Annotated in this window: 20 protein-coding genes; 13 read left to right on the plus strand and 7 right to left on the minus strand. The window is 58.9% G+C overall.

The genetic code is table 11. The annotated features are described in order from the left end of the window. Together H1Y01_RS03760 and H1Y01_RS03765 are read right to left on the minus strand one after the other, a co-directional pair. A partial coding sequence (locus tag H1Y01_RS03760; RefSeq protein WP_180538919.1) for an AsmA family protein occupies positions 1 to 1,497 on the minus strand: 1,497 nt, incomplete at its 3' end. Between the two features lie 20 nt (positions 1,498 to 1,517). Next, complete coding sequence (locus H1Y01_RS03765) at positions 1,518 to 2,420, minus strand: dihydroorotate dehydrogenase (protein WP_180538953.1); 903 nt, start codon at positions 2,418 to 2,420, stop codon at positions 1,518 to 1,520. 167 nt (positions 2,421 to 2,587) lie between these two features. Here H1Y01_RS03765 and H1Y01_RS03770 point away from each other — a divergent pair, with 167 nt between their 5' ends. After that, the gene (locus tag H1Y01_RS03770; RefSeq protein ID WP_180538922.1) at positions 2,588 to 2,899 is read left to right on the plus strand and encodes a helix-turn-helix domain-containing protein; all 312 of its coding nucleotides are present in this window, start codon (positions 2,588 to 2,590) and stop codon (positions 2,897 to 2,899) included. A gap of 4 nt (positions 2,900 to 2,903) precedes the next feature. Here H1Y01_RS03770 and H1Y01_RS03775 read toward each other — a convergent pair whose 3' ends face one another. Both H1Y01_RS03775 and H1Y01_RS03780 read right to left on the minus strand, forming a co-directional pair. Next, positions 2,904 to 4,193, minus strand: coding sequence for a choice-of-anchor tandem repeat GloVer-containing protein (locus H1Y01_RS03775; RefSeq protein WP_180538924.1), 1,290 nt, complete (start codon positions 4,191 to 4,193; stop codon positions 2,904 to 2,906). A 119-nt stretch (positions 4,194 to 4,312) separates the two neighbouring features. Further along, positions 4,313 to 7,105 carry a TonB-dependent receptor gene (locus H1Y01_RS03780; protein WP_180538926.1) on the minus strand — a complete coding sequence of 931 codons (2,793 nt, stop codon included), beginning with the start codon at positions 7,103 to 7,105 and terminating at the stop codon, positions 4,313 to 4,315. A gap of 145 nt (positions 7,106 to 7,250) precedes the next feature. Between H1Y01_RS03780 and H1Y01_RS03785 the strand changes: the two genes are divergently transcribed. Together H1Y01_RS03785 and H1Y01_RS19455 are read left to right on the plus strand one after the other, a co-directional pair. Further along, entirely contained in the window at positions 7,251 to 7,829 is a 579-nt protein-coding gene (locus tag H1Y01_RS03785) for an RNA polymerase sigma factor (protein ID WP_180538928.1), read from the plus strand. 1 nt (position 7,830) lies between these two features. After that, on the plus strand, positions 7,831 to 8,607 hold the full coding sequence (locus H1Y01_RS19455) for a hypothetical protein (RefSeq protein ID WP_219341238.1): 777 nt from the start codon (positions 7,831 to 7,833) through the stop codon (positions 8,605 to 8,607). 13 nt (positions 8,608 to 8,620) lie between these two features. Here the strand turns inward: H1Y01_RS19455 and H1Y01_RS03795 are convergent, their stop codons facing one another. Further along, on the minus strand, positions 8,621 to 12,163 hold the full coding sequence (locus H1Y01_RS03795) for a carboxypeptidase-like regulatory domain-containing protein (protein ID WP_180538930.1): 3,543 nt from the start codon (positions 12,161 to 12,163) through the stop codon (positions 8,621 to 8,623). 330 nt (positions 12,164 to 12,493) lie between these two features. Here H1Y01_RS03795 and H1Y01_RS03800 point away from each other — a divergent pair, with 330 nt between their 5' ends. The 10 genes from H1Y01_RS03800 (at position 12,494) to H1Y01_RS03840 (ending at position 22,428) form a co-directional block, all read left to right on the plus strand. Continuing rightward, the gene (locus H1Y01_RS03800; RefSeq protein WP_180538932.1) at positions 12,494 to 13,096 is read left to right on the plus strand and encodes a helix-turn-helix domain-containing protein; all 603 of its coding nucleotides are present in this window, start codon (positions 12,494 to 12,496) and stop codon (positions 13,094 to 13,096) included. Between the two features lie 442 nt (positions 13,097 to 13,538). Further along, entirely contained in the window at positions 13,539 to 14,345 is an 807-nt protein-coding gene (locus tag H1Y01_RS03805) for a PhzF family phenazine biosynthesis protein (RefSeq protein ID WP_180538934.1), read from the plus strand. 4 nt (positions 14,346 to 14,349) lie between these two features. Then, entirely contained in the window at positions 14,350 to 14,472 is a 123-nt protein-coding gene (locus H1Y01_RS19690) for a hypothetical protein (RefSeq protein WP_257644408.1), read from the plus strand. Then, positions 14,469 to 16,175, plus strand: coding sequence for a sodium:solute symporter (locus H1Y01_RS03810; protein ID WP_180538936.1), 1,707 nt, complete (start codon positions 14,469 to 14,471; stop codon positions 16,173 to 16,175). Before H1Y01_RS19690 ends, H1Y01_RS03810 begins: the two co-directional genes overlap by 4 nt. Then, on the plus strand, positions 16,172 to 16,528 hold the full coding sequence (locus H1Y01_RS03815) for a VOC family protein (protein ID WP_180538938.1): 357 nt from the start codon (positions 16,172 to 16,174) through the stop codon (positions 16,526 to 16,528). The genes H1Y01_RS03810 and H1Y01_RS03815 overlap by 4 nt, the downstream gene beginning before the upstream one ends. Continuing rightward, positions 16,528 to 18,234: a sodium:solute symporter family protein gene (locus tag H1Y01_RS03820; protein ID WP_180538940.1), complete on the plus strand. Its 1,707-nt coding sequence runs from the start codon at positions 16,528 to 16,530 to the stop codon at positions 18,232 to 18,234. The genes H1Y01_RS03815 and H1Y01_RS03820 overlap by 1 nt, the downstream gene beginning before the upstream one ends. A gap of 24 nt (positions 18,235 to 18,258) precedes the next feature. Beyond that, positions 18,259 to 18,468 (plus strand): hypothetical protein, encoded by a 210-nt coding sequence (locus tag H1Y01_RS03825; RefSeq protein WP_219341239.1) that lies wholly within the window; start codon positions 18,259 to 18,261, stop codon positions 18,466 to 18,468. Beyond that, positions 18,465 to 19,043 carry a gluconate 2-dehydrogenase subunit 3 family protein gene (locus H1Y01_RS03830; protein ID WP_180538943.1) on the plus strand — a complete coding sequence of 193 codons (579 nt, stop codon included), beginning with the start codon at positions 18,465 to 18,467 and terminating at the stop codon, positions 19,041 to 19,043. Before H1Y01_RS03825 ends, H1Y01_RS03830 begins: the two co-directional genes overlap by 4 nt. 162 nt (positions 19,044 to 19,205) lie before the next feature. After that, a complete protein-coding gene (locus H1Y01_RS03835) occupies positions 19,206 to 21,008 on the plus strand; it encodes a hypothetical protein (RefSeq protein WP_180538945.1) in 1,803 nt (600 codons plus the stop codon). 127 nt (positions 21,009 to 21,135) lie between these two features. Continuing rightward, positions 21,136 to 22,428 carry a choice-of-anchor tandem repeat GloVer-containing protein gene (locus H1Y01_RS03840; RefSeq protein ID WP_180538947.1) on the plus strand — a complete coding sequence of 431 codons (1,293 nt, stop codon included), beginning with the start codon at positions 21,136 to 21,138 and terminating at the stop codon, positions 22,426 to 22,428. A gap of 226 nt (positions 22,429 to 22,654) precedes the next feature. Here the strand turns inward: H1Y01_RS03840 and H1Y01_RS03845 are convergent, their stop codons facing one another. Then, entirely contained in the window at positions 22,655 to 23,647 is a 993-nt protein-coding gene (locus H1Y01_RS03845) for an NAD-dependent epimerase/dehydratase family protein (RefSeq protein ID WP_180538949.1), read from the minus strand. Positions 23,648 to 23,650: 3 nt separating this feature from the next. Beyond that, positions 23,651 to 23,860, minus strand: a 210-nt coding sequence (locus H1Y01_RS03850; RefSeq protein WP_180538951.1) for a WecB/TagA/CpsF family glycosyltransferase, incomplete at its 5' end; no start/stop codon positions are given.

The following is a 23,860-nucleotide window of genomic DNA, read 5'->3' on the forward strand; positions in this document are numbered from 1 at the left end:
GATCTCGGCATCGGTGAGCGTGCCCGATGCGGTCCACTGCGACTCGCCGGCGGCTGGTTCCGTGTAGGCCAGATCGCCGGTCCACTGGCCCGATTGCGCAGTCGAAAGCACCGGCACGGTGACTCCCGGCAGCGCGCGGAGCATCGCCGCGAGCGACCCGCCATTGCTGGTGATTTCGATTCCGTAAGACCGGTCGGCGAGATTATAGTGTCCCGCTAAGTCTCCGACAGCGGTTCCGTCCGAAACCATCTCCGAAGGCGCCAGCACGGCTTCCCCGCTTCCGACCGTAATCGGTGCCGACGCCAGATTCAGCGCCGGACTATGGGCCGAAATCAGCGCGACCTGGCGAACCGTCGCACTCCCGGTCCACGCAGCGCCCGTTTGGATGTGCAGGCTGCCGTCCAGCAATCCCTCGATCTGAAACCCTTCGGGCAGCTTCGCGCCGAAGTTGCGCAGGAGGCCGGGAATACCGGAGATCGGCAGTCCGTCACTGCGCAGGTCAAACGCGCACGTAGTCCGCTGAGCTTCCGGCATGGCAGTGAAGTGCAGCCGCAGCGGCGCGGCTGCCGTCTTGGGTTCGGCAAACAATTCGAAACGTTCGCCGGACAGATCCGCTGTGCCCGAAACCCGAAACGGAAAAGCGCCGCCGGACGGCGGACTCTGCGCCCAACCGTGCAGCTCCGAGACGCGCACCTCGCCGTCGATTCCCAGCGCCGCGGGTTCCCCCGCCACGTGAATGGCCCCGGCGACAATGCCGTGGACGCCGGCATCGTGCCCGTAGATGAGCGCCACGATGTCGCCGATTTCACTGCGAACGAGCCGGACGTCGATTTCGGTGTGGCCGCCGGTGGCGGGACCGCGAGTCCAGCGGCCGCGCGCTTCGATTGCCCCGAAGCCCCGCGCCGGGCGATCGGAACGCGCCGGCTGTCCCGTTAACCGCAGGTCCCATTGGGACCCGTCCCGCGCGCGCGGTGCAATATCGAGATCGACGTTCATCAGGTAGAACGTGGTCTTGCGCCCGTCGACTTTGAAGTTGATCCGGCTATCGCGCATCCGGATCACCGGGAAGGCAGCCAGAACGTTGGGGCGCGCCAAACCCGTGAAGTTCCACGAGGGCGGGGACCCGGCATTCGAGACACGCCCGGCGCGCGAGAGGTTGACATGGGCGCCGTTCAACGTCAACGAAGAGAACTCAATACGGCCGGTCCAAAAAGACCAAATGCGGGGGATCGCGATGACCTCGTCGACATAGGCGAAAGGCTCGGCGCCGGCGCCGGGCTCATCGGCGATCCGGACATCCGCCACCGAAATACCCGGACCGCTGAAGAGGTTCAGAGTGACGGAGCCGTCAATGGAAACCTGGCGGCCCAATGCGGCGGACATGGCCTGCTGCACGCGGTTTCGATAACGGTCGGCGTGAAGAAACGGCGCAGCCGCTCCGAAGATGAGCAGAGCCAGCAGCAAACCCGCGCAGAGGTTCAGGATCCGGCGTCGCAATCGACCGTGATTATAGCGGCTCACATCTTTAGCGTGCCCGTTAGCTCGCGAACCGCGGTGATCCCGTGGCGGCGGCAGAAGCTTTCGAGTTGCTGCGCAATGCGCGTGGTTGCCCGCGGATCCCAGAACGACGCTGTCCCCACCTGCACGGCGGTTGCCCCGGCGACCAGGAACTCGGCGGCATCCTCGCCCGTGCCGATCCCGCCCAGACCGATCACGGGGATGCGGACGCTTCGCGCGGCTTGCCAGACCATGCGCAGGGCGATCGGTTTGATGGCCGGTCCGGAGAGTCCGCCCAGTCCGTTGCCGATGCGCGGGCGGCGCGTCCGGGCATCGACGCTGAGAGCGACAAACGTGTTGACCAGGGAAATCGCGTCCGCGCCCGCTGTTTCGGCAGCTTGGGCGAGCGGCTCAATGGCGGCAACGTTGGGCGATAGCTTCACGATCACCGGGCGCTTCGCCAGACGACGCACGGGCGCGACAACACTCGCCAGCATCGCGGGATCGGAGGAGAACTGGATGCCGCCGCACTTCGTATTCGGACAGGAAACGTTCAGTTCATACGCGGTAATCCCGTCGGCGTCTTCAAGAATGCGAACGACTTCGCAGTAATCGTCAACCGCGTAGCCGAATACATTCGCGATCACCGGCGTTTGAAACCGACGCAATTCGGGGAGCTTTTGCTTGATAAATTCCGCTACTCCCATGTTCTGCAATCCAACGGAATTGATCATTCCCTCGGCTGTTTCCCAGAGGCGCGGCGGCGGATTCCCCGCGATCGGCTCGCGCGAAAGGCCTTTGACAACGATGGCCCCCAGGCGATTCAGGTCAAGGATGGATTCGAATTCGACTCCATAGCCGAATGTTCCGGAGGCAGCGATCACGGGGTTGCGCAGTTGAATGCCGCAGAGGTCGACCGTCATATCCGGCTTCACGGCTGGGCCTTTGCCGGTAAGCGCGCTGCCCTGAAAGAAAAATGCGACGTGATACAAAAAATGGTACCAGCCGATATGTGCAGCATGTTAAAGTTGTGAGCAAATCAACTCCGGCCACACACTTCAACAGGAAAGTATCGGGATCCCCCACGGAAATGACGAACGCGATTCTGCTCGCCGCGGCGACGGTCAGAGAAAAAGCAGGTTTAACCCTGCGGCAGATTTCAGCGGATACGAAAATTAGTACCCGCAACCTGGAAGCGATTGAGAGCGGAGATTTCGGACGTCTCCCCGGAGGTGTTTACGCGACGAGTTACATCCGGCAGTACGCGCGATCGGTGGGTGTCGATGAATTCGACCTGCTGGCGTTGTATCATCGCGTGACCGGCGCGCCGCAGACGCTGCCGCAGCTCGAGAAGGTTCAGAACCCGAGCCTGCCCGGCTTTCGTCCGCTGTATCAGCATTGACCTGCTACTTACTGATTTCGATCACCCCACCATCGCCATAAATACCCTCGCCTTCGGCTGTTGTAAAAAGGCTGGTACCGCTGACGAGTACACTGGCCGAAGGGGCTTGACCTCTGGCGCCGCCGTGAAAGGAATAGAGCACTTGCTCCGTCCATCCGTTGGGGCCGGGCGCCAGGCGAAAGACGTTCCCTACGCCATAGGCTCCGCCGAAGTAAGTCGTACCGTAGAGGTCTCCCAGATCATCCAACACGGGTCCATCGAACGGAACGGCGCCATCGGCACCGCCGGTGAAGGTGTGGAGCACGGATTCCTGCCACAGTCCGGACGCGGTTGGAGTGAGCTCGAAAACTAACCCACAAAAGGCGTCTTCGCCATAGCAGTTCCGGTCGCCGCCGCTATTTGCCATCCCATATAGCCTGCCGCGCTGCAGGAAAAGGCCGCCGTACGGAGTGGCGCCATCCGCGCAGTTCGCCAGAGCGCAGAATGCATAGAGCGGCCGCTCGGTGAAACCTGACGCGGAAGGCTCAAGCTTGAATATCCCACCTCCATAATGGGTACCGCCATCTTGAGCCTCACCGTAGAAATTGCCGTCGGCGTCCTGAACCAACGTGCCGCCCGGACTCGCCAGCCCGTAGTTGCCGCCGCCGAAGGTGTAAACGGTAGTTTCCGTGAAGCCGGTGGACGTAGGCTGGAGCTCGAACACTGTACCTGCTAGATTTGCCCCACCGGCCGAAGCCGTGCCGTAGAGGTTGCCCTGCTTGTCGAAGATGACGCCACCGAAAGGAAGCGCACCGTCGTCGCCTCCCGTGAACCGGTAAAGAACTTCTTCCGTCCAGGTTCCATTCGGTGTTCCGTTCGGTGTTCCATTCGATGGAATCAAGCGGTAGACCGTGCCGCAGCCGCCGAGGCATGACTCAAACCCGCCGCCATACGTGGTGCCGTAGAGATCGCCGTCGGGTCCGAACGACAGGCTTGGACCCTGCGGGGATGCGCCGTCTTCCGGGCCGCCGGTGAAACTGTGAATCACCGACTCCGTGTAAGTTCCATCGGAGTAGCTCAATTCGTAGACCGTGCCACAGGAAGAGCCAAATAGACAGTTGGTGCTGCCGCCGCCGGAGAATGTCAGACCATACAAATTCCCTGAGCTATCGGAGATTAAACCGCTAACAGGATCAGAGCCGTTCTCCCGGCCGTGAAAGCTATAGATACTGGTTACCGTTTGAGCGGAGACATAGGAAGTTAGAGTAAGTGGTAGTAAACACGAAGCGACAACGACTAGTAACGAATTCGTCATAAAACCGCCTTTCTTGATGTGAAAGCTCCGCCCAGTATACGGCAAGCGGCGGCGTGCAGCATCGAGGCGTGGGTTACGCTCTCAGGGCGAGAGAAGGGACACAACCGTCAAGTCATCCGTCAAAACCGAACCTTCAGTTCCACCCAGGCCCGCCGCGGGGCGCCCGGAGAAAAGAATGTCGCGCTCTGCGCCGGAGCGCTGCCGGCTTCCGGTCCGGTCGTATAGACCGGGTAGGGAAGGGACTGGATCGCTCCCCCGGCAGTCAGCGCGGTATTCGAGAGCCACGCCGCCGTATAGTACTTGTGGTTGAAAAGATTATCCATTTGCAGAATAAGTTGAAGGTGCGGGGTTAGATCGTAATGAGCTCGGAAGTTAGTAATCGCATAGCCCGGCGACACGCCGGGTCCGAGATAATAGACTCCGTCCGCTTTATAAGCATTGTTCTCGTTGCCCCGCGCATACGAGCTCGATACAAGCACTTCGTTGAGGTCGAACACGAGCTTCTTAGTAACTTGGAAGTCAATATAGGCTTTGCCGGATTGCTTCGGAATAAGTGGAATTCGATCTCCCGGCTGGACCGTGATGACGCCTCCTAATCCGGGATATCCCTCCAGTGCGAGGTTATTCGTGTTATTCGCCGAGCCGTCAAGCGTCTCGGTGCTCTGGTAAGTCGCCGACAGGAAAGTCCAGTCGAAGCCCAAGGTCGCTCGCCCCACGCGCCCATCGATATCCGCATCGACGCCCTTCCGAAGAGTCTTGGCGAAGTTCTGGAAATAGCCGGTTCCCGTCTGGGGCGCTGCGATAAACAGGATGTCGTTGCGGTTTTCGGATCGAAACGCGCCTACGTTCCACGTCACGTGGTGGAGCAACGGAATTTCGGGTGTCCCGCGCAGTCCCGCTTCCCAGGTATTCGTGACCACCTGCTGGAGCGGCGGATCGGAGGAGAGCGAGTTGGGCAGGCTACAGGGGGCGCTCGGGTCGGCGCAACCAAGTTCAATTGACGTCGGGGCGCGGCTGCCTTGCGAGTAGCGCGCATAGGCATTCACGGTTGCGACCGGGCTCCAGGTAATCCCCACGGCGGGGTTGAATCGCTGAAATGTATAGTCGCCATCGAGCGATCCGGGTCCGGGGATGGGGTTGAGCTGGTCGTAATTGTCGACGGTAAACCGGTTATAGCGTCCGGACACCGTTACGTTGACGGTCTTGGCAACGGTCAGAGTGTCGGTAAAGTAGAGACTCCAGTTGGGAGTGCGGCCGTGCAGGCCGACTGCTGTATCGATGGGCGAGCCATTGGCGCTGGTGGACCCATCCTGCCATGCGGGAACGCTGGTGAGCGTATAGTTCGGATTGACATAGGCGTAATCCGTAGTCTGCGTATAGGTGACGCTCCCGCGGTCGAGCAGCGCTCCGGCGGCGAACTGGTTCCGACCTAACGCTTTGGTTCCGATTGTGGGCGCGGTGATCCAAGTGAATTGCCCGGAAAACCCATACTCATTCTGGACTTCTTTCGAGTAGATGTTGACGCCGTCGCATGTCTGGTCCGGATCGCCCAGCTGCAGCGCTTCCGCAATGCAGGGCCACTTAGGGAACGGCGTATTCGCTATGGTTGCTCCGCCGGTGGGAAACCCGGTGTATCCAGCGGCGCTGAGCACCGCCTGTTCTTCCGCATTGGGCTGATAGATTAACCCGCCCTGCGCATCATCGTTGAAGTTCGCGTCAATGGCTTCCGTGCGGATGTTTCGGAACCAGGCATTCCCCGTGAATGTCAGGTTTTCAGTGAAACTGTGGCTCGCTATGAAGTTGAAGGCAGGGGAACGATTCGCAGTGCTGTCGGGGATCGAGTAGACGCTCGAATAGGTGGTCTCGAGCAGACGGTAATCCTGCAAGCCGTTTCCGATCAGCGTATTGTAGGCGTAGCTCATGGTCAGCGCGAGATCGGTCTTGCCCGTGCGCCAGCCGAGCCGCGCGAACCCCTGGCGGACATCCGACGGCGAGTCGAAGCGCCACCCCGATTCGTGAAAGCCGGTTCCCATCAGAAACCAGTTGAAACCGGTTGCACCGCCGCCGCCCCACTCGCCCTCGACCGCCTTCCGCCCGCTGCTGCCATATAACAGGTCCCCGCTCAGACCGGGGTTCGTGGCGCCGCTCTTCGTGGTAATCGAGAGCGCTCCACCCAAAGTGTTCAGTCCAAATAGCGGATCCGAGCCGGGAACAAGCGTGACGTCCGAGATCGCGTCTTTGGGAACCAGATCCCAGCTCACCACGTCGCCAAACGGCTGATTTTGCCGCACGCCGTCCAGGTAAACCGAAAGGCCCTCGGGCGTGCCGAGCAGCGGCGAAGCGGTGTAGCCGCGGAAGTTCACGTCGGGCTGGAACGGATTGCCCTGCATTTCGTTGAGGTACACGCCGTTGAGCCGCCGGTTCATGAGATCGCCCAACTCAAGCGCGCCACTGCTTGCGATATCGGCGGCGGTCGCCGTCTGAACAGGGCCCGCGATCTGGTTGATATCGAGATCCGTTCCGGATAGCGGCGTTGCGGAGACCACATCCACTTTCGAACTCTGGGCTCCCAGCCTCATCGAGACCGCACGCGCGATGGGCGTCGGCGACCGCACGTCGATCAGCACCGACGAAGTGACGAACCCGGCTCTGGAAAACTCCAGGCGGTAGCGGCCGTAAGGCACACCTCCGAGCGTGTATTCCCCATGCGCGTCCGTTTGAAAGCTGCGCTCCACTCCTGGAACCAGGCTCTCCAATTTCCCCGAAGCCTCCATACCGACGCCGGACGGGTCTTTGACTTGCACGTGGATTTCGCCACTCGAATTCTGGCCGTTCAGTGTCAGGCACGCAAACAACTGGATCACAGCACCGTAGAAGTAAAGCCCAACCCATCGCGGGGATCGAAATCCCAACCTGTGCATATATGGATATCCCGCGTGTTGACATTCTGTTCAGGGTTTTTTGCGGGAAGCGGCGTAGCCGGCCTAAAAACCGTGAACAAATCGATGGTGCGAGGAATGTAGTAGGTAACAGGAGTTGCGATCATCAAATAAGGAAATGCCTTCTCCTTTACCGGATCCGGCGATTCGACTTCCGCTCTTGTTGCGCCATGGCTCGCCGGAGCCCTGCCGGGACGGCAAGCTGCAGCAGGAAGTGCTCGACCTGTTTGAACAGTCCCGGGCCGGCTTGCTGCATTACCTCAGGTGCATCGGCGTGCAGGACTACGATGCCGAGGAAGTTGTTCAAGAAGTATTTCTCGCATTGTTTCACCATTTACGGCGTGGCCGAGATCAGCACAACTTGCGCGGCTGGGTGTTTCGCGTGGCTCACAATATCGGCTTGAAGCAGCTCTATCGAGCGCGGCGGAACGAAAGCCCGGAAGATGAGAGCTTCCTGCATCGTCAGGTCCACCCGGATCCGAATCCCGAACAACAGCTGAGCGCGCAGCAGCGGCAACAGACACTGCTGGCCGCGTTTCGCGCGCTACCCGAGCTGGACCGTCGTTGCCTGCACCTGCGTTCGGAGGGCTTGCGCTATCGCGAGATTGCCGAAGTCGTGGGAATTTCGCTGGGTTCCGTCGCGCAATCTCTAGCGCGATCGTTAGAGCGGCTTCGCCGCGCGGACAGGAAATCCTAAGATGCTTCAAGATCGTCATCCGTCGGACGAGGAATTGCTGCTGGCAGGAGACGGCGAATTGCCCTCGCGCCGAGCCGCCCAGGTGCGCGCGCATCTCAGTTCCTGTTGGCACTGCCGGGCGCGGGCAGGCCGGATTGAATCCACGATTGCGGACTTCGTTCGCGCTTATGAAGACTCCGGAGAGTCGTTTCCGCCTATGGAGGGCCCACGCGCGTTATTGAAGGCCCGCCTGGAAGAATCAGCCAATTCGCGGCCGACCGGGTCCTGGCTGGATTTTCGCTCGGCCGTCGCGGTGCTTACGGTTCTAACGGTCGCGTTCGGCGCGCTCGTCGGACTCGCGCTTCGTACCCGGAATCATGGGCGCTCGAACTTCGTAGCCCTGACTGAGCCGCGATTTTCGCTAACCCCAGGGGCGATTCGGATCGCAACCCGAGACGAAATCTGCCGGGAGGGCATGACGGAGAAAGCCGCGCTGCCGGCATCCCTCAAGAGCAGAGTATTCGAGGAATATGGGATGTCGCCCGGAAGAAATGCAGATGCATTCGAAGTCGACTACCTGGTTACGCCGGAGCTCGGCGGGGCCGCGGACATTCGCAATCTCTGGCCGCAACCGTACGCGTCAACCGTTTGGAACGCGCGGGTGAAGGATGAGTTGGAAGATCGGCTACATGAATTAGTCTGTTCCGGAGAAGTCGACTTAGCGACGGCCCAGCACGATATCGCAACGGACTGGATTTCGGCGTACAAGAAGTATTTTCATACGGACAAGCCGTTCTGACGCGTGACGCTTCCTAAAAGTGAATCTTCACCGCCGCCTGTACTAATCTCGGCGCCGCCGCGCTCACGACGCTCCCGAAGTTCGAGTCGTTGACTTCTCCGTCAACCGAAGCCGGCCCATAGAATTGCGCGTGATTGAACACGTTAAAGGCTTCAAGCCGGATATCGAGCGACTTCGATTCCGTAAGGCTCACGGTTTTGCTGATCTGCATATCGAAATTCTCGATGCCGGGGCCATGGAAGAACCGGCGCGCCGCATTGCCCAATTGCCCAAGTGTCTCGAGGGTAAATGTACTGGTGTTGAATTCAGGCTTGCCGTTGCGCGGGTTTGTATTGATATCGAGCGGGCCGCCCAGATACTCCGGCGTATCCAATAATTGGTTATTGATGCCGTTCCCGAGGGTACCCAGCAACGAACGGTCGGAATCGTCGAACAAGGTGACGGGAAATCCCGTGCTGAATCGGGTTGTGCCCGACAGACTCCATCCCGTGGTGAGGCGGTTTCGCGAAAAGAAGCGATCGAACGGCAAGGCATACGTGTAAGTCGCAACAAAGTTGTGCGTCATATCCCAGGAAGAGATCACGCGCGTCAGATTGAGATTGAACGGGTTGGTTTGCTCCCCGAGGTTGGATGCATCATCAATGGACTTGGAATATGTGTAGCCGAGGAGGAGCGTTCCGTTACTACCCGCATTGATGCGCAGGTTCGCTTCGAGCGCGTTGTAATCGGAATTCCCGATCGTCTTCTGAGCCGTGGTGGACCCGAAGTTTGGACCTAAGCCAACGCGCGTTCCCTGATAAACTTTGCCCGACGCGGATGTATAGACGGCGTCTTCGCCAAAGGGTCCGCAAGTAGAACTCCCCGGCGCTACTTCGCTGGGTTGGCTTAGACTCAGACATAGAGCCGGGTTGCCTAGGTTCTGCGGCACTAATACAAGCAGGTGATGACCCTCATTGCCTGCATAACTGAGCGTTAAAAGCGCCTTCCCGGCGACCTGGCGCTGGATCGAGAACATGTAGTTTTCAGTGTAGGGAACCGCGTTGCGGTAGTAGAAAAACGGATCGGCGCTGATTGGCGTTACCGCGGCAAAGTTAAAGCCGGTATAAGGATTCGTTGCCGAGACATTATGCGGCGGAAAGTTCAGGGGAAACGGATCGGTGTTCTGTACGCCGTTCGACGAATTAATGTACGGCGTAGAAAAGAGCGGCGGTTCCGGACTTAGGTAGTTGTATCCGTAAGGTGGAACTCCGTACATGACACCGGCTGTCAATCCCGGGTATGCCGTATAGAAGATTCCGTAGCTGGCCCGGATGCTGCTCTTACCGGAATCGCCAAATAGCGTATGTAGAAACCCGTTCCGGAAATCCGGCGAGTACGCAACGCCGAGCCGAGGCGCGAAATTGTGGTACTTGGAGGGGGACAGCGTCGGAGGAATCCCCGGATCGCCCGGAACGACCAATCCGTTCATCGCATTTGGATACAGAACCGATTGCTCTCCCGGGACGATTGTCTGGATCTGATTGTACTTCTCCCACCAAGGCATGATCAGATCCCAACGCACGCCTAAGTTGAAAGTCAGATTGTTTCTTACCTGCCAGCTGTCCTGTACAAACGCTCCGCCGTACCGGTTTCGCAGATAGAAGCTCTGGCCGGAGGTCTGGGTAAAATTACTCGGAAACCCCAGCAGAAAATCGGCGAAGGCGGAACCGGTTTCGGTCCCATCGATATTGAAGGTTCCGTTGAAGGTGGCATTGGGATACTCATTGACCTGGTCGGCATGGAACTGGCCGCCGAACTTCAATGTATGCCGCCCCAGGACCTTAGATGCCGTATCGCTGAGATAAAGCGTGTTATTCCATTGGTCAACGTTCGTGATCGGAACTCCCATTACGAACGAAGGAAATACGATGTTCTCGACGCCTTCAAACTGGGGCGCCTGGACGACGATGCCCGGGGTCCCCACCCCGGTCACAAAACCCTGCGACTGAAGACTAACTCCTAAACCGCCATGCGGTTGGCCAATAACGTTTGCGTTCCGCAGAAAGCCCACGTGGAATTCATTGACAGCGGTCGTCCGGATGGTGCGCGTGTTGCCGATCGTCACCATCTGTGCTTGCCCAATGGTAAGTGCGTCGAACCCAGGAATGCTCGCGCCGCCTTGACCCCCTGGGTAAGGGTTGTCAAGCTGATAGTTATCGATAAAGTAGTAGCCGAATATCTGGCCCCATCGGGTATTTGCGTCGATTCGCCCCGAACCCTTATCGTCCCTTACCGTCTCCGGATTCGCCGACGTAGCGAACTGGTCCGTGCCGATATTCGGCGTCGGGATGTACTTCAATAAGTTCAGGGCCGGCGCCGACCACGCGCTCGTCGGAATGGTTGCGTTTGGAAGTACACAGGAAGCCGAGCTGGTGCATCCAGGTGTATAGTATGGCTCGCCTTGTGTTACTTGATAGCCCAGCTTCTGTGTAAGGAGCGCGGCCGTGTACGAACCACTAACCGTCCCCGTCAAAGAACCAGCCATATCACTGAGATTGCCGGACCGGTCCTGCACGGACGGAACGGTAGTCTCAGCTGAAGTAATTCCTTCCAGCGTCCGCGTTCCCTGATAATCGACGAAGAAGAAAATCTTATCCTTCTTGATCGGTCCTCCTATAGTCCCGCCGAACTGATTCTGCCGGTAAGCGCCGCGAGTGGCGTCAAAGAAGTTCTTGGCGTCCAAGTCTGTGTTTCGGAGGAACTCGAACGCCTCACCGTGGAACGATTTGCTGCCGGATTTTGTGACCACATTGATCAGGCCGCCGTTATAGTTGCCGTATTCCGGATCGAAGTTGTTAGTGAGTACACGGAATTCCTGAATGGAATCAAGGTCAGGGATGACCGAAGTTCCTCCGTTCATATGCTCCTGCACGTCGACCGCATCGACCATGAAGCCGTTGGCCGATTCACGCTGACCGTCGATGGAAACGTCTCCGGGATTCAGATCGCCCGACGGATTGATCGTGCCCGTGACCCCGGCCATGATCACGGAAGTGGGCGTAAGCGTGGAGATCGGGCTGACGCCGGGTTGGATCGCCAGCAAATCCGTATAGCTGCGCCCGTTGAGCGGGATCGCCTCGATCTCCTTTTCGGAAACGACTTCTCCCAGGTGAGTCGCGACGGTGTCGACTTGGGTTTCGATTGCCCCTTCCGTGCTGGTGACGGTTACCGCGTCGGATTGCGACCCCAACTCAAGGGATACGTCGATCCGTACCGCGGCATCGGTGTCAACCGTCAAGTTATTCTTTTGCAGGGGTTTAAAGCCCGCGGCTTCGACCCTCAAGGTGTAGTGACCTACAGCGAGAGCGGGGAACGAATAGAAGCCATTCGGGTCGGAAGCGGTTCGAAAAATGGAGTTCAGGTCCGTGTTGGTGAGGGTCACCTGGGCATGCGGGACAGAGGCGCCGCTCGGGTCCCTAACGACCCCGGAGATACTTCCTCCCGCGACTCCCCAGGCTCGGTTCCCGGTTAACATAAAGAGCGCCAGAATCACAGCGCGTGCGATTGGTGGGGCCATTCGCTCCTTCCTTTGGCTCACTTTGAGCCGACTGCGTACTGAGCGATTCGCATACGTCTTTCAAATACGTGCTACGCCCGATGATTGGATGTAGGGTAGCACGAAATCAAATTTCGTATGCGACCGCGGGAAACGGATCGCGCATCCGCTCGGCTTCGAGGGCGGAATATCTCGTCCTTAACGGCCCGGCGAATGCAATCCGCGCGCGGGCGCGAAACGGTCAATTTACCCTGAGGGTGGCTGCATCGAACGGTAGTAACGACCCGTATCACTTCCAAAAACACCTCGCCGATTTGCGTTTTTCGCAATTTGCGTACATAATTACGCAAGATGCGGAAGCTGAAGATGTTGGATGCGCTGATGCCCAAGACGCGTCAAGGCGTTCTCGCGGCTACCCTCGTCCAGCCTGAGAAAGCTTGGTACGTCTCAGAGTTAGCCCGCCGACTAGGTGTGCCCTCCTCTAGCTTGCAGCGGGAACTGCATTCCTTGACTGAAGTAGGCGTCCTCAAGACCTATCGCCAAGGCCACATGGTCTATTACCAGGCCAACAGAGACTCGCCGGTGTTTCCCGACCTACGCGGCTTATTGATTAAAACGGCCGGTCTGGTCGAAATACTGGCGGAGGCGCTCAAACCCGTCGCTTCGAGGCTCCGTACCTCGTTCATCTACGGCTCAATCGCAGCTGAGAGCGAGCAGAGCGACAGTGACATCGACCTGATGCTGGTGGGAGACGTATTGCCGGCCGATCTGGCACTCCCCCTGCGGCGCGCGCGGGAGTTGTTGGGCCGGGAGATCAATCCGACCGTCTACACGCCTGCGGAGTTTAAGAGGAAGCGGGCAGCAAACGACCCGTTTCTCACGCAGGTGTGGAGCAATGCCAAACTGTTTGTGTTAGGCAGCGAGAATGAATTGGACAAAGCTGCTGGCGGATAACCGGGTGACGGCGCTTCCGCCCAGCAAGGCTGAGTTGGACAACCTTCGGTCAATTGTTAGCCGAAGTTTAAGCGACGTGAAATCCGCAGGTTTATCGGCGGACGCTCGCTTTGTGCTCGCCTACGACGCGGCACGGACTCTCTCGCTGCTCGTTGTGCGCGCGGCGGGTTACCGGCCGCGCACTGTCGGGGACACTACAACACTTTTCTGGCGCTGGAAGTGGCCGATCCGGCGTTTGCGATGTTGTCGGCTTATTTTGATGGTTGCCGCGTCAAACGCATAGCTGTGAGTACGATTTTGCCGGCGGTGTTTCGGATACCGACGCCGAGGGTCTACTAGAGACTGTGCGGCAGTTTGCCGTCGATGCCGAAGCATGGATCCAAGCGCGCGATCCGCGGTTGGCGTAACGAACACGACCGCTGACCCCCGAGTAAAATCGGGTATGCCCCGTAGCTCAAGAGTTCCGATCGTTCAGGTCGATGCCTTTACTGCCGTGCCTTTCGGCGGCAACCCCGCAGCCGTGTGCGTCACCGATGCCCCGCTCGAAGAATCGTGGATGAAGTCCGTCGCGATGGAAATGAACTTATCCGAGACGGCTTTTCTCCATCCGCAAGACGACGGCTTCGCTCTACGTTGGTTTACTCCCGCGATCGAAGTCGCTCTGTGCGGCCACGCCACCCTTGCAAGCGCGCACGTACTCTGGCAAGATGGGCACTTACCCGTCGGCAAGCAGGCGCGCTTCTATACTAAGAGCGGCTTACTTACGGCGGACTTAGTCGCCGACAGTGACGGCTGGATCGAACTGGATTTCCCGGCCAAGAAGAGCGAGCCGGCAGATGCTCCGCCGCAGCTTCTCGAAGCGCTTGGGATCGACGCCGTGTATGTGGGCCGCAATCAGTTCGACTATCTGGTCGAAGTCCAATCGGAAGAGCAGTTGCGCGCCATTACTCCGGATCATACGCAGCTTCGCAAGCTGCCTGTGCGCGGTGTCATCGTGACCAGCCGCAGCGATGCATACGACTTTGTGTCGCGCTTTTTCGCGCCGGGTTCAGGCATTGATGAGGATCCCGTCACGGGTTCGGCGCACACCGCGCTCACGCCTTACTGGGCGGCGAAACTCGGCAAAACCGAGATGCGCGCGTTCCAGGCATCCAAGCGCGGAGGGCAGCTCCGCGTGCGTCTGGACGGCGATCGCGTCAAGATGGCCGGCCAGGCAGTTACGGTTCTCCGCGGCGAACTGTTAGTCTGATCGCTTGCAGGCACCCGACGAGCCGCCGCCGATCTTAGGAACCTGGCGCAACATTTACGTCGTGGTGCTGGTCTGGCTGGCGATCGTCATCGGCCTGTTGTACGCGTTCTCGCGAGCCTTCGCATGACGGCTCTCGACTGGGTCGTACTTCTCGCAACACTGTGCTCGATCGTCGGCTTCGGCTTATACAAAGGCCGGGGCAGCAGGACCGTCAGCCAATATCTTCTGGCCAACAGGACCATGCCCTGGTACGCGATGGGGCTCTCCATCATGGCCACGCAGGCCAGTGCGGTTACTTTCATCTCGACCACCGGTCAGGCGTACGCGGATGGCATGCGCTTCGTGCAGTTCTACTTCGGACTGCCGATTGCCATGACGATCCTCTGCGCCACCGCCGTGCCGCTGTTTCATCGCGCCGGGGTCTATACCGCGTACGAGTATCTGGAGCGCCGCTTCGACGCCAAGACGCGCGCGCTGGCCAGCGTTGTCTTTCTGATTCAGCGCGGCCTGGGCGTCGGTATCGCACTCTATGCGCCCGCGATCGTACTGAGCATCATCCTCGGTTGGGACGATCGAATCACCACGCTGCTGATCGGTGGACTGGTGATCGTCTATACCGCAACGGGCGGCATTCCGGCGGTCACCTGGACGGATGTGCTGCAGATGGGCATCATCTTCTGCGGCCTGATCCTCGCGTTCATCATGGTGATCCATAACCTGCCGTCCAACGTCTCGTTCATCGACGCGGTGTACTTAGCCGGGGCTGCGGGAAGGCTCAACGCGGTGGTCACGCGGTTCGATCTCAATGACCGCTATACCCTGTGGAGCGGACTTCTCGGCGGGACGTTTCTCGCCCTGGCTTACTTCGGCTGCGATCAATCGCAGGTGCAGCGCTACCTGACCGGCAAGAGCATCGCGCAAAGCCGTCTCGGACTGCTATTCAACGCGATGCTCAAAGTGCCCATCCAATTCTTCATTCTGTTCGTAGGCGCGATGGTGTTCGTGTTTTATCTGTTCACTCCGCCGCCGCTGTTGTTTCAACCGAAGGCTCTCGAGGCCGCCAAACAAAGCGCGGCGTGGCCGGATGTTCAAACTACTTTCGATACCGCGGCCGCGGCGCGAACCGGGGCTGCTTACGCGTTCATCGACGCCCGGCATAAGAACGATGCGCGCGCGCTTGCCGACGCGCGCGGCCGTCTGGAAACCGCGCAGCAACAGCTGAACGCTGCCCGGGGGCAGGGAATCGCGGCCTACCTGAGCCGATCGAAAGAGAAAGCTTTTAACGACACAAATTACGTCTTCCTGACGTTCGTTACGCATCACCTTCCCGCCGGAGTCATCGGCTTAGTAATAGCCGTCATCTTCTCGGCGGCCATGTCTTCCAGCTCGGGTGAGATTAACTCTCTTGCCACGGTGACCGTGATCGATATCTACAAGCGCCACATCCGCGGCGGTGCTTCGGATCGCCACTACTTACTGGTCTCGCGGATCGCGACCGTGTTTTGGGGCCTCTACGCCGTGGCCTTCGCGCAATACGCGCGCACGCTCGGTTCGCTAATCGAAGCAATGAACATGATAGGATCGCTTTTCTACGGAACGCTGCTCGGGGTGTTCACCCTGGCCGTGTTTGTGAAGCGCGCCAACGGTACGGGAGCTTTCTTCGGGATGCTGGCGGGTGAGGCGGCCATTCTTTCAGCGGCGCGCTTCACTGGGATTTCGTTTCTTTGGTACAACGTGATCGGCGCGGCGGTGGTGATTGCGATAGGCTCGTTAATCAGTTTTATGGGCTTGCAAAATATTGACCTCCAACGGAAGGGAGACGAACGATGAAGCTGGCCCAGGTCGCGCTGACCGTGAACGACGTATCGCAGGCCGTCCCGTTCTATCGCGATGTGCTCGGCCTGAAGCTGCTGTTCGAACAGCCGAAGCTCGCCATGTTCGACGCCGGCAGTGCGCGGTTGATGCTCAGCGGTTTCCCGCGGGACGAAAACAACCCTGAGTCGGTGCTTTACTACTCCGTGGACGATATGCAGAGCGCATGGGAGGAATTGACCGTGAAAGGTGTCGATATTGTGACTGAACCGCGAATGGTAGGCAAAATGGAAGGTCGGGAATTTCATGTCGCGGTGATTCGCGATCAGGACCGGCGCATGGTCGGCATCATGAGTGAGGTGCGGGGTTGATGCCGCCGCTCGCTCTCTTACTTGCCACGACGCGCCTGGTTTCACTCAGTCCCGTAGATATCTCGATCATCGCGCTTTACTTCATCATGGTGATCGGCATCGGGCTTTACCTGCGCCGGTTCACCACCACGGGCGAAGACTTCTTTCTCGCCGGGCGCGACATGACCGCGTGGATCGCGGGACTTAGTTTCCTGGCCGCGAACTTAGGGTCGCTCGAACTAATGGGCTGGGCCGCATCGGCCTATCAATACGGCATCCTGGCCACCCATTGGTATTGGATTGGCGCCATCCCGGCCATGTTATTCCTCGGCCTGGTGATGATGCCCTTCTACTACATCTCGAAGACGCACTCGGTTCCGGGATATCTGAAGCTGCGCTACGGCGAGCCCGCGCGCGTTCTCTCGGCGGTTACCTTCGGCTTCATGACCGTGCTGATGAGCGGCATCAACATGTACTCGATGGCGCTGGTGATGAAGATCGTACTCGGCTGGGATATCAACTTCAGCATCTGGGTTTCGTCACTTACCGTCGCGGCTTATGTGTTCCTCGGCGGCTTACTCTCGGCGATCTTCAACGAGGTGCTGCAGTTTGTGTTGATCTGGTTCGGCGCCATGCTGATTTCGATCCTCGGCCTCGTCGAAGCGGGCGGCTGGAGCGGTATGGTCGCGCGGATTCACCAGAACTTCCCCGGCCAGGATTACACGCATCTGTGGAGCACGCTGGGTCACTTCAGCGATAACCCGATGGGCATCCACTGGACCGGTATCGTGCTCGGCCTCGGGTGGGTGATCTCGTTCGGCTATTGGACCACCGACTTCCTCGTCGTCCAGCGCGTTCTTGCCGCCAAGGACTTACGCACGGCGCAGCTGGCTCCGGTCATCGGCGCGGGCTTCAAAATGGCCGTTCCGTTCATCGTGATTCTGCCCGGCCTGCTGGCGCTGGCCGTCTTGCCGGAGCACCTGATGGGTGAAGCGCAGGCCAATGCTACCGGCGGGCACAGCTATAACGAAGTGCTGCCCCTAATGCTGGCGCGTTATTGCGGACCCGGTCTGCTCGGCCTAGGTATCACCGCGCTGATTGCGGGGTTCATGTCCGGGATGGCCGGCAACGTCAGTGCCTTCGCGACCGTCTGGACTTACGATATCTACCGCCCGTACATTAAGCCCGCGGCAACGGACGATCACTACGTCGGCGTGGGCCGCTGGTCGACCGTAATCGGCGTCCTGATCAGCATCGGCACGGCGTATCTGGTGATGCAGTTTCTCAGCATCATGGACTATGTTCAAGCGCTGTTCAGCTTCTTTATCGCGCCGCTGTTCGGGACCGTGGTTTTGGGAATGCTCTGGAAGCGGGCGACGGGCCCGGGAGGTTTCTGGGGCCTGCTCTGTGGAACCGTGTCTTCCATCGGCATGTGGTTATGGGTGAAAGTCGATCCCAGCGCGCTGCGCTATGTCGCCATGTCGGTCAACGCGAAAGACATGGCGGAGAATATGTATCGGGCCTTGTGGTCATGGATCATCTGCGTTACGGTTACTGTCGTCGTTAGCCTGATGACGCGGCCGGACCCCACGCGTAGTCTGGCGGGCTTGGTGTATGGTGAAACCAATATCCCGTCGAATGCGGCGGTTCCGATCTATAAGCGGCCGTTGTTCTGGGCCGGAGTCGTCGCGGTTGTATTTGTGATTCTGAACATCATCTTCTGGTAGGCGGCTATGCACGGACATAAAGGCATGATCTCGATCTGGTTTTTCATTGGCGTGCTGCTACTGGCCTATGGCGTCATCATTCTTGGCGCGTCAACCTATTACGCGGTGAATCCGCCGGAGCATCCCTTAGTGCTGGCGAACCTTCACGCCGGGGTCTACTGGGGCGCGCTGCTGATGTTATTAGGGGGAATCTACACAATCAAGTTCCGCCCTGGAAGCGCAACACGGTTATGAACTCTCGTCGCGACACCCTAAAGCATCTCGTCGCGATCGGTACCCTGGCCGCCGTGCCGTCGGCATCGGGGCAAGACGCTCATCTTCCCGACGCCCACGCCTCCGACCAGTCCGGCTACGAACATTCGCCGTACAAAGCTCCGGCGATACCTCCGTTCGCCCCGCAAACGTTCAGCGCCGCGGAAGGCGCGATCGTTTCCCGCATCGTCGACCTGATTATTCCCGCCACCGATACTCCGGGCGCACTTGCCGCGGGCGTGCCACAGTACATCGATCATGTCGCGGCAACGAATTCCGCGCGTCACAGGGTGATTGTCGAGGGACTCGCGTGGATCGAAGCGCAATCCCGTTCGGTTCACGATCACGCGTTCGTCGAGTTGGAACCCGAACAGCAGATTGCGCTCTTAACCGCTGCCGAAAACGATACCGAACGCGCACCTTTCTTCCACGCGATGAAAGACTTGACGGTGGACGGCTATTACACCTCCTACAGTGGACTTGTGGAGGAGCTCGGGTACCGCGGAAACCAGATGCTTGCGTCCTTTCCCGGCTGCACCCACGATCACGAGCTCTAACTCCTGGCACTCGTTCTCGCTGTCGTTGCCTTCGCGTTTATCCTGTTCACTCCCGGCTACGCGCTCGCGTTTGCTCTAAATCTATTTGACTTCCGGCGCCTGGGGCCCGTATGGAAGTGCGCTGCCGCTATCCCCGTCGCGATTGCCGTCACTCCCATCATCGTGTATTGGATCGGCCGCGTCTGGACACTGAACGCGGTCTGGGGTCTCGAAGCGATCGCCCTGCTGGTCTTTCTAATCGCGGGCGGACCCCGCGTACTCTTACGCCTGCCGCGAGCCGCTTTCTGGATCGTCCTGATCTGGTCGATCGTCGCACTGCTCGCGCTGGCCGACATCGCTATCGGCAATCGCCTCTATCTCTCGACCGCCATCTACGATCACTATCTACGAGTGGCCATCACGGACGCCATCACCCGGACCGGCATTCCTCCGTTGAACCCGCAGTATTTCCTTAAGGGCGGCGCGCCGCTGCGCTACCACTACTTCTGGTTCGCGCTCTGTTCGCTGGTCGACCGTCTGGGTCTGGGACCGCGCGCCGCGCTCACCGCATCCTGTGTTTGGGCCGGTCTGGGTCTGATGTCGCTCGTCGCTCTGTTCGTTCATTTCCGGAATCCGGCACTCGCCCGCTCCCGAACGCTGCCGGCGATCGCGCTTCTCGCCGTGACGGGCCTCGATATCCTCCCCGTGCTGTTACGTCTCCCGCGACATATCGATCCCGATATGGAATGGTGGAACGAATCCGTTTACTCCTGGATCGGCGCAGTTACGTGGGCGCCGCACTATATCGCCGCGTTGGTGGCCGGCTTCACGGGCGTTCTATTTCTCTTACAGGCCGCCGAGGGAAACCGGGGCGCGCGTTACGGCGCATGGTTCACCCACGCCACGGCTGCGGGCTTCGCGTTCGCTTCCTGCGCCGGTCTCAATTTCTATGTCGCACTCGCGTTTGCGGCATCTCTTGCCGTCTGGTTTGTGATTACGCTATTCCGGCGGTGGAATCTCCACTCCGTTGTATTACTTGCCGCGGGAGTGATCGCGCTCCTTCTGATCGGCCCCTATCTTGTCAGTCTGGATTCGCAGACCGGTTCCGGCTCGCCGCTTCTGAGCTTCGCCGTCCGGGACTTCTTTCCACTGCACCGGCTAACCGGTCCAAATCCGCCGGGAATTCTTCGCCTTGCTTTTCTACCCTTCAATTACCTGATTGAGCTCGGGTTCTTCGCGCTCGTGCTCATTTGGGCGGCACGTATAGGGAAGCCCCTTTCCCGCAGCGAGGTGAACCCACTCGATCTCGCGCTTATCATCTTTATTGCAGTTCCTCTGTTGCTTGCCTCCTTCTTCCGTTCCGGACACTCCGGAAACAACGATTTCGGTAATACGGCGCCTCTATTAGCGCAATTTGTGCTTGTTCTTTGGGGATCTGACTTCCTTTGTACTCGCCGCACCCTACCGCGCGCCTGGCGTATTACAGCCGCTGCTCTTCTGGTCACCGGTATCCTTAGTTCTCTATACGAGTTGACGATTGACCGTTTCTACTTTCCGCTAGCCGACGCCGGTATTGTGCCGCCGGCAATTAGCCAGGACCGTCATATGGCCGAGCGGGCTTACGCCATTCGTTCTCTTTACCTGGATCTCGGTCGCGTCACGCCACGCGCCGCGGTGTTCGAAACCAACCCGGACCGCGCGTTCGATGATGTCTTTTACGGTTTATACGCCCGCCGTCAGATGGCCGCGGGCAGCATGGAGTGCGGAACCGCGTTCGGAGGCGACCCGCGAACCTGCCTCGCGTCAATCGGCCTGATCACCTCAGTGTTCCATTCCGCCGCGCCCCCGATTATTCTCAATTCGCTCGGGATTGACCTGGTCATATTTACAGATAGCGATCCGGCATTTCACGAGGAATTCCCGGGAACTCGGAAGTTAATAGCGGGACAATATAGTCAGTTCGCGCAAGCGGTGTTCACTCATTAGGGCTTTTAGATACATCCTTGCGAATCTTGACTCACATATATCGGACATCGGCTTTCTGTTTGCCGACCTTTGACAGGTAAAATTGAGTGCAACTGCTTCGCAGCTTTTCCAGGAGGAATTTCTAATCGTGCTTCGATTTTCAGTAACAAACCTTACGCTTGCCTGCGCAATAGCCGCTGCTTTGCCTTTCGCAGCTTCGTCCCAGACTTACACGATCGTCTACGATTTTTCAAACTCCGGAGTTCCTCATGTTTCCCAACCGGTTGGAACTCCGATCATCACGTCAGCCGGCGATATCTTTGGGATCTCGTACAACGGCGGCCTGAATGGATGCGTAACCGTCGGCGGCGCCTGTGGCACGTTCTTCAAGCTAACGGCCCCTGCGACCGCGGGCGCCGGGGTCACCGAAACAACCATCTACGACTTCGTGGGCGGCCCTAGCGGAGGAGCCCCGAATGCCAATCCGATTTACGTTGACAACGCGTTTTTCGGGACGACTTACGGAGGAGGTTCCGCTGTTCCCTTCACGGGCAACGGCACCGTATACCAACTTACGCCAAGCGTAAGCGGCTACACCTACAGCGTGATTTACACGTTCCAGGGCGGCACTGACGGCTCGCGTCCGACCTTCATGACAACTCTGAACGGCACGATGTACGGAATCACTAACTTCGGTGGGGGGGCAACCAATGTTGGAATTGTTTACTCATTGACTCCCGGGGCCTCGGGCCAGCCGTACACGGAGACGATCATTCACACCTTCAACGGCACCAGCGACGGCGGAGTTCCGCAGTACATTGTCGCTTATGGCGGAAGCCTTTACGTATCGCTTTCGAACAACGGCGCATATCAAGGCGGCACCATGGTCGAACTAACGCCTCCGACGAGCGGCAACGTCTGGACGGAGACGGTCCTCTTCTCGTTCGGCGGGTCCGCGAGCAGTGCTTACAATCCCGAGGGATTCGGGTTCGGCAATGACGGCTATATTTACGGAGCGGCTGAGCTGGGCGGCAGCGGGCCCTGCACGTTTAACGGGAAACCGGGCTGCGGAGCGATCTTCCGGTTGAAGCCTCCCTCTAGTGGCAGCACCTGGACCTATCTCCCGATTTACACGTTTCAAGGCGGAGTCGATAGCGGCGCGCCATATGCGCCCCCTGCTTTCGACAACAAAGGCAACATTTACGTCACCAGCACCGGCACGGCGGTTTCTCCCAAGAGCTATGGAGCTGTCCTGGAACTCTCACCCGCAGGTGATGCTTTCACGCCCATTTTACTGCACACGTTCTCGGAAACCGAGGGAGGCGATCCGGCCGGATTGGTTCAATTCGGGCCTAAGGGCGGAATCTTCGGATTCGCGACGTTCGGCGGCGCAGGCGCTAATGGAGTCACTTACGCGATCGTTCCGAGTTGCCCCTGCTAACGCTGCAGGCGCAACCAAAAGGGCTAACCGAGCGGCTTACGCGCTGGTTCCTTAGGTCACTCAGAAGCGCAAAGGGCACGATCCCCCGCCAAACCGCAGAGATCTAGAGAAGCCTCGCGGAAGTTCAACACCGGTAGTTCTTCAACACCGGTAGTTCTTCAACACCCGTAGTTCTTCAACAAGAGACGAACCCCGCCGCCCGAAAGTGGCGGGGTTCGTCCGAGTATTAAGCGGCAGTGCCGGCTAGAGCGCGAATCCGCCCCGCCTTCTCCAGTTCCCCGTAAATAAACCGGTAAGTCTTAGCAAGCCCTTCTTCAAGAGAAACCCGGGGTTCCCACCCCAACACTTCCCGCAATCTTGAGTTATCGCTGTTCCGGCCGCGAACCCCTTGGGGAGCGGTCAGGTTATGCTTCCGCTGGACGGTTTTCCCCGCGATCTTAGACACCAGATCCACCAACTCATTGATTGAAATCAGCCGGTCCTGGCCAAGATTCAGCGGTTGAGGATAATCGGACCGCATCAATCGGTAAATGCCTTCAACACAGTCATCGATATAGCAGTAAGATCGCGTTTGCAACCCGTCGCCCCAAACCTCGATGGTGCCGCCGTCTTCCACCAGCGCGACTTTCCGGCAAATCGCAGCGGGCGACTTTTCGCGGCCGCCGTCGTAAGTGCCCAGGGGACCGAAGATGTTATGAAACCGTACGACGCGCGTCTCTAGTCCGAAGTCCTCCCGGTAATGCCTGCAGGTGCGTTCGAAGTAAAGCTTCTCCCACCCGTATCCGTCTTCCGCATCCGCCGGATAGGCGTCATCTTCCTTCAACGGCGTAACATTGGATTCCTTTTGCCGGTACCCCGGATAAACACAAGCGCTCGATGTGAACAGGAACCGCTTGGCGCCATTGACCCGCGCGGCCTCAATCGAGTTCATATTGATCATCGTGCTGTCGCGGACAATCACGGCCTTATTGGACTCGATATAGCCGATGCCGCCCATCTCCGCGGCGAGCCCGTACACTTCTTCCATACCCGCGGTAGCCTGCAGGCAGTTATCCCAGCGCCTCAGGTCCAGTATCTGGAAATCATGCGCGGCGGTAGGTTCGTACTCGGGATACTTTAGGTCGACTCCGCGAACATAGCAACCGCGCTCTACCAGATACCTCACCAGGTGATGGCCGATAAACCCGCCCGCGCCCGTCACCAGCACTCGCTTTGACATGAATCAATTCTCTCCTGTTTGGAACCTGAGGATGCGCAGCTTTTGTAATGCCCATAACGGCGGAAACACAGCCGTGATCAGTAAGTATCGTTTCCAGAGCCGGGTGGGCTCGCGGGTCAGCCGGAAGAACCATTCCAGACCATTGCGCTGCATCCATTTGGGCGCTTGCTCCACGCGCCCCGCGTGGAAGTCGAAAGCCGCTCCGACTCCGAA

This window comes from Nevskia soli, from assembly GCF_903970205.1.
GTDB lineage: Bacteria > Acidobacteriota > Terriglobia > Bryobacterales > Bryobacteraceae > Bog-113.

What these genes read in the sequence shown, in the direction of transcription:
- H1Y01_RS03815 (WP_180538938.1), top strand. Translation starts at nt 16,172, where the DNA reads ATGAAGCTGGCCCAGGTCGCGCTGACCGTGAACGACGTATCGCAGGCC.
- H1Y01_RS03765 (WP_180538953.1), bottom strand. Translation starts at nt 2,420, where the DNA reads ATGACGGTCGACCTCTGCGGCATTCAACTGCGCAACCCCGTGATCGCT.
- H1Y01_RS03820 (WP_180538940.1), top strand. Translation starts at nt 16,528, where the DNA reads ATGCCGCCGCTCGCTCTCTTACTTGCCACGACGCGCCTGGTTTCACTC.
- H1Y01_RS03785 (WP_180538928.1), top strand. Translation starts at nt 7,251, where the DNA reads ATGCCTTCTCCTTTACCGGATCCGGCGATTCGACTTCCGCTCTTGTTG.
- H1Y01_RS03775 (WP_180538924.1), bottom strand. Translation starts at nt 4,193, where the DNA reads ATGACGAATTCGTTACTAGTCGTTGTCGCTTCGTGTTTACTACCACTT.
- H1Y01_RS19455 (WP_219341238.1), top strand. Translation starts at nt 7,831, where the DNA reads ATGCTTCAAGATCGTCATCCGTCGGACGAGGAATTGCTGCTGGCAGGA.
- H1Y01_RS03810 (WP_180538936.1), top strand. Translation starts at nt 14,469, where the DNA reads ATGACGGCTCTCGACTGGGTCGTACTTCTCGCAACACTGTGCTCGATC.
- H1Y01_RS03845 (WP_180538949.1), bottom strand. Translation starts at nt 23,647, where the DNA reads ATGTCAAAGCGAGTGCTGGTGACGGGCGCGGGCGGGTTTATCGGCCAT.
- H1Y01_RS03825 (WP_219341239.1), top strand. Translation starts at nt 18,259, where the DNA reads ATGATCTCGATCTGGTTTTTCATTGGCGTGCTGCTACTGGCCTATGGC.
- H1Y01_RS03770 (WP_180538922.1), top strand. Translation starts at nt 2,588, where the DNA reads ATGACGAACGCGATTCTGCTCGCCGCGGCGACGGTCAGAGAAAAAGCA.
- H1Y01_RS03805 (WP_180538934.1), top strand. Translation starts at nt 13,539, where the DNA reads ATGCCCCGTAGCTCAAGAGTTCCGATCGTTCAGGTCGATGCCTTTACT.
- H1Y01_RS03800 (WP_180538932.1), top strand. Translation starts at nt 12,494, where the DNA reads ATGCGGAAGCTGAAGATGTTGGATGCGCTGATGCCCAAGACGCGTCAA.
- H1Y01_RS03795 (WP_180538930.1), bottom strand. Translation starts at nt 12,163, where the DNA reads ATGGCCCCACCAATCGCACGCGCTGTGATTCTGGCGCTCTTTATGTTA.
- H1Y01_RS03830 (WP_180538943.1), top strand. Translation starts at nt 18,465, where the DNA reads ATGAACTCTCGTCGCGACACCCTAAAGCATCTCGTCGCGATCGGTACC.